The sequence below is a fragment of the Mesorhizobium sp. genome (assembly GCF_005063415.1).
Taxonomy (GTDB): domain Bacteria; phylum Pseudomonadota; class Alphaproteobacteria; order Rhizobiales; family Rhizobiaceae; genus Mesorhizobium.
Genome location: NZ_SUEG01000180.1, coordinates 1 through 4,499 on the forward strand (window position 1 = coordinate 1; position 4,499 = coordinate 4,499).

Annotated in this window: 7 protein-coding genes; 3 read left to right on the forward strand and 4 right to left on the reverse strand. The window is 62.1% G+C overall.

The window, feature by feature from the left end:
- Nucleotides 1-97 precede the first annotated feature (97 nt).
- Nucleotides 98-466 (forward strand): endonuclease domain-containing protein, encoded by a 369-nt coding sequence (locus E5W70_RS28410; RefSeq protein ID WP_292664628.1) that lies wholly within the window; start codon nt 98-100, stop codon nt 464-466.
- 88 nt (nt 467-554) lie between these two features.
- Nucleotides 555-1,052, forward strand: a complete 498-nt coding sequence (locus tag E5W70_RS28415; protein WP_292664629.1) for a GNAT family N-acetyltransferase — start codon at nt 555-557, stop codon at nt 1,050-1,052.
- 63 nt (nt 1,053-1,115) lie between these two features.
- Here E5W70_RS28415 and E5W70_RS28420 read toward each other — a convergent pair whose 3' ends face one another.
- From E5W70_RS28420 to E5W70_RS28430, 3 genes are all read right to left on the reverse strand, one after another.
- Nucleotides 1,116-1,331, reverse strand: a complete 216-nt coding sequence (locus tag E5W70_RS28420; protein WP_292664630.1) for a hypothetical protein — start codon at nt 1,329-1,331, stop codon at nt 1,116-1,118.
- 105 nt (nt 1,332-1,436) lie between these two features.
- Complete coding sequence (groL, locus tag E5W70_RS28425) at nt 1,437-3,068, reverse strand: chaperonin GroEL (RefSeq protein ID WP_292664631.1); 1,632 nt, start codon at nt 3,066-3,068, stop codon at nt 1,437-1,439.
- A 59-nt stretch (nt 3,069-3,127) separates the two neighbouring features.
- Complete coding sequence (locus E5W70_RS28430) at nt 3,128-3,442, reverse strand: co-chaperone GroES (protein ID WP_023718103.1); 315 nt, start codon at nt 3,440-3,442, stop codon at nt 3,128-3,130.
- A gap of 351 nt (nt 3,443-3,793) precedes the next feature.
- On the opposite strand from E5W70_RS28430, the gene E5W70_RS28435 reads away from it, so the two are divergent.
- The gene (locus tag E5W70_RS28435) at nt 3,794-4,063 is read left to right on the forward strand and encodes an usg protein (RefSeq protein WP_292664632.1); all 270 of its coding nucleotides are present in this window, start codon (nt 3,794-3,796) and stop codon (nt 4,061-4,063) included.
- Nucleotides 4,064-4,171: 108 nt separating this feature from the next.
- Here the strand turns inward: E5W70_RS28435 and E5W70_RS28440 are convergent, their stop codons facing one another.
- On the reverse strand, nt 4,172-4,360 hold the full coding sequence (locus tag E5W70_RS28440) for a DUF982 domain-containing protein (protein WP_292664639.1): 189 nt from the start codon (nt 4,358-4,360) through the stop codon (nt 4,172-4,174).
- Between the last annotated feature and the right edge of the window lie 139 nt (nt 4,361-4,499).

The following is a 4,499-nucleotide window of genomic DNA, read 5'->3' on the forward strand; positions in this document are numbered from 1 at the left end:
ATGTCCTCGCACACCTGTTCGCGATGTCCCCGGTCCAAACAGGGGGGAGATCGGCCGTCACCCATGACTTCGCCAATCACGAAGACAGGGGCGCCTAGTGGGGCACGATCTCGTTCCGTCACGCCAGCGCAAGAATGCAAAATCCATGCGTCGCGTGATGACCGACGCCGAGCTGAAACTGTGGAATGAGCTTCGCGCGCATCGGCTGATGGATTTGAGCTTTCGCCGGCAGGTGCCGATTGGGCCCTACATTGTGGATTTTGCCTGTCCGACGCACGGCCTCGTCGTCGAGGTCGATGGCAGCCAGCACGCCGACGCTGAGCACACCGAGCGGGATAGGATACGCAGCGCCTATTTGGAGAGCAGCGGATGGACTATCCTGCGCTTCTGGAACGACGACGTCATTCGCGATATCGATAATGTCTGTCAGCACATCGTAATCGTGGCCGGCGCGGATGTGAGCTGAACTCGGCCGTGCAGGGTCGGTGGGACAGCACCTCTCTGTCCTGCCGAACATCTCCGCTCAAAGGGCAGGTTTCTGAGGTGAGGTGCCAATGACTCAAATAACGACCATGACCGAACAGGACGTGCCGGCGGTGTCGCTTCTGCTGGGCCAATCCTGGCGCTACACCTATTCGCCGATCCTGGGTGCCGAGACTACGGCACGGCTGTCGGATGAGAAGCACGCGCCGGAGCGGCTGGCGGCCGAGCTCAGGGACGACAGCAAGATGTCCTTCGTCGCCGAGCGGGCTGACGGCTCGCTCGCCGGCTACGCGATGGCGGCGATGGACGACAAGGGCGAGGTCATGCTCGAGCGGCTCCATATCGACAAAGGCGAGTACGGCACCGGCCTTGCCGCCGACCTGCTGCTCGCCGTTCTTGCCGCGCATGCGGGTATTCCCAGCATCGCGCTGGAAGTAATCGAGGGCAACGACCGCGCAATCGCCTTCTATCGCAAGCACGGCTTCGAAGTGGTCGAGCGCAGGGAGGCCGCGCATGGCGTGGAAGGCCGCGCCTCGCTGATCATGCGCCGGCTGCTGCCGATGGCTTAGAGCGCTGTCGGCGAAGCTGCCAATCGCCCCACTAGAGCAGGCAATCGCGCATCCGCGCCGCGATCATTTGCGCTCCTCCATGCCGGCTCCCACGCGTTGAGCCGCCAGAAACATCAGTGTGTAGGCCGCCTTGCGGCGGTCCCAGCCGGCCGACTCAGCCATATCCAGCAACCCGTCGACCAAAGGCGCTAGCGCCGCCCTGCAATCGGTTTCATAGTTGAAATCGTTCTTCGGGCGGGTCGGCGCCGCGATCTTTCCAAAACTGTCCGTCATATCCATGGCAACACCTGCTCAGCGTCAGTTCCCCGGACCGGCAAAACCGTGCCCGCTTCTGGCGGACACGGTCCATCTGCCGTTTCGAAGTCTCGCTTTGAAAGCCTGACCTTAGAAGTCCATGCCGCCACCGCCGGGCATCGGAGGCATGGGCGTTTCCTTCTTCGGCTTCTCGGCCACCATCGCCTCGGTCGTCACCAGCAGGCCGGCAACAGAGGCGGCACCCTGCAGCGCAGTGCGCACGACCTTGGCCGGATCGATGACGCCCTGCCCGTACAGGTCGCCGAACTCGTTGGTCTGGGCGTTCCAGCCATAGCCGAAGTCGGTCGTCTCGCGCAGCTTGCCGACGATGATCGAACCTTCCGCACCGGCGTTTTCGGCGATCTGGCGCACCGGCGCTTCGATGGCGCGACGCACGATGTCGACACCGGTCTTCTGATCGGGATTGTCGACGACGACGTTATCGAGCGCCTTCGCCGCCCTCAGCAGCGCCACGCCGCCGCCGGGCAGGATACCCTCCTCGACCGCCGCGCGTGTGGCGTGCATGGCGTCGTCGACGCGATCCTTGCGCTCCTTGACCTCGATCTCGGTCGAGCCGCCGACGCGGATGACGGCGACACCGCCAGCGAGCTTGGCCAACCGCTCCTGCAGCTTCTCGCGGTCGTAGTCGGAGGTGGTTTCCTCGATCTGCGCCTTGATCTGGCTGATGCGCGCCTGGATTTCATCCTTGCGGCCGGCACCGTCGACGATGGTGGTGTTCTCCTTCTCGATCAGCACCTTCTTGGCGCGGCCGAGCATCTCCAGTGTGACGTTCTCGAGCTTGATGCCGAGGTCTTCCGAGATCGCCGTGCCGCCGGTCAGGATTGCGATGTCTTCGAGCATGGCCTTGCGGCGATCACCGAAGCCCGGCGCCTTGACGGCCGCAACCTTCAGGCCGCCGCGCAGCTTGTTGACGACCAGCGTCGCCAGCGCCTCGCCTTCGACGTCCTCGGCGATGATCAACAGCGGCTTGCCGGATTGCACGGCGGCTTCGAGCACAGGAAGCATGGCCTGCAGGTTGGACAGCTTCTTCTCGTGGATCAGCACATAAGGTTCTTCGAGTTCGACGCGCATCTTATCCTGGTTGGTGATGAAATAGGGCGAGAGGTAGCCACGGTCGAACTGCATGCCTTCGACCACTTCCAACTCAGTCTCAGCGGTCTTGGCTTCCTCGACAGTGATAACACCCTCATTGCCAACCCTTTCCATCGCCTCTGCGAGGAAGCGGCCGATCTCGGCATCGCCATTGGCAGAGATGGCGCCGACTTGAGCGATTTCGTCGTTCCTGGTCACCTTGCGGGCATTGGATTTCAGGTCGGCGACGACGACGTCGACCGCCTTGTCGATGCCGCGCTTCAAATCCATCGGGTTCATGCCGGCAGCGACCGCCTTGGCCCCTTCCCTGACAATGGCCTGAGCAAGAATCGTCGCGGTCGTGGTGCCATCGCCGGCGGTGTCGCTGGTCTTCGAGGCGACCTCGCGCACCATCTGCGCGCCCATATTCTCGAACTTGTCCTCCAGCTCGATTTCTTTGGCGACAGTCACGCCGTCCTTGGTGATGCGCGGGGCGCCGAACGACTTATCGAAGACGACGTTGCGGCCCTTGGGACCGAGCGTTACCTTCACCGCATTGGCGAGAATATCGACGCCGCGCAGCATTTTCTCGCGGGCTTCGGTATGAAATTTCACATCTTTGGCAGCCATTGGATCACTCCTTCGAATAGGCAGCTTTTCGTTGACTGGAATGCTTGTTCAGGCCCCGCTCAGGCGGCCCTCTTCATCTCGCCGGCGCCCTCGATAACGCCCAGCACGTCGCTCTCTTTCATGATGAGCAGATCCTCGCCATTGAGCTTGATCTCGGTGCCGGACCATTTGCCGAACAGGATGCGGTCGCCGACCTTGACGTCGAGCGGCTGCAACTGGCCGCTGTCGTCGCGCGCGCCCGGACCGGCGGCAATGACCTCGCCCTCCTGCGGCTTCTCCTTGGCGGTGTCGGGGATGATGATGCCGCCGGCGGTCTTCTCGTCGACCTCGATGCGGCGGACCAGGATGCGGTCGTGCAATGGACGGAACGTCATGTCGTTCTCCTCTCGGGACACACAGATTTTCGAAGATCCTCCTGACCGGACCGGCAATAATCGGCCCGGCACGGGGTACGCGACCCCTTTCATCAGGCATCGCGCGCATACGAACTAGTCGCGCTTTTTTCAGCTTTCAAGAGGATCGCGCAAAAATTTTAGCACTCGACACCGGAGAGTGCCAATGCGCTGTAATTGCTCGCACATCCGCCGTTGCCAGCGCGATGACGCTTGAAATTTTAGCGGGATTTCCAAAATCGGTCCGTTACCGGAGCCGCTCGCGGCGGGCTGGAACCTATGTGGAAGGCGAGGCGTTTTGCAGACTGAGGTTCATTGAAAAGGACAGCTCGCATGACCAGCAGGGACTTTCAGCTCCAGATGCAAGGGTTTGGCCTCACCACGGCGGAGATCCACTACCGCCTGCCCGATCATCGGAGCCTGCTGCAGCTCTATATCTGGCAGGAATACGATATTGCCCCCGATTTCCCGACGCTGAAGCATTTCCTCGATTTCTGGGAGGGCGAGATCGAAGGCCCGCTGCATTCGGTGCGCGTCGCCCATCACCACCTGATCCAGCCCTCCGAATGGCGGGCCGTAAACGGCATTATCACCGTCCACTGAGGAGCGAGCCGATCAGCCGCTAGACAGCGGACAAAGTCTCCGAAGTAGGGGCAAGGCAGCTGCCTTCCCCACTTGTTTTGGATCTCACAATATCGGCGGGGATCCGGGCTAGCCGGTGTGGTCGACAGGCTTGCGGGCCCATGCGAGCAATCCAGCCTTGCGCGCCGCCCTGACGAAGGCCTTGCGCGCATCACGCGCGGTACGCCAACCGTCGAGCGCGTCGCGGCAGGTCCGATAGGCGGCGCGCCAACTCCGGCCGCGTGCACGGTCCGGCCACTGCTGGCGCATGCATTCGATGGCTTCTCAACTGCTGGCGACCTTGCGCTCGCTGGATTGGAATTTCAACGTGATCGGCTCGGCAAAGCGGAGGTCGTCCATCACTTCCTCCTTGTTTTCTGATCGTCTTCTTGTTTGAGCAAGCAACGTTATGCTGGCG

Excerpts from the sequence above, each read along its gene's own strand:
- E5W70_RS28430 (WP_023718103.1), bottom strand. The coding sequence starts at position 3,442 with ATGACGTTCCGTCCATTGCACGACCGCATCCTGGTCCGCCGCATCGAG.
- E5W70_RS28415 (WP_292664629.1), top strand. The coding sequence starts at position 555 with ATGACTCAAATAACGACCATGACCGAACAGGACGTGCCGGCGGTGTCG.
- E5W70_RS28420 (WP_292664630.1), bottom strand. The coding sequence starts at position 1,331 with ATGGATATGACGGACAGTTTTGGAAAGATCGCGGCGCCGACCCGCCCG.
- groL (WP_292664631.1), bottom strand. The coding sequence starts at position 3,068 with ATGGCTGCCAAAGATGTGAAATTTCATACCGAAGCCCGCGAGAAAATG.
- E5W70_RS28435 (WP_292664632.1), top strand. The coding sequence starts at position 3,794 with ATGACCAGCAGGGACTTTCAGCTCCAGATGCAAGGGTTTGGCCTCACC.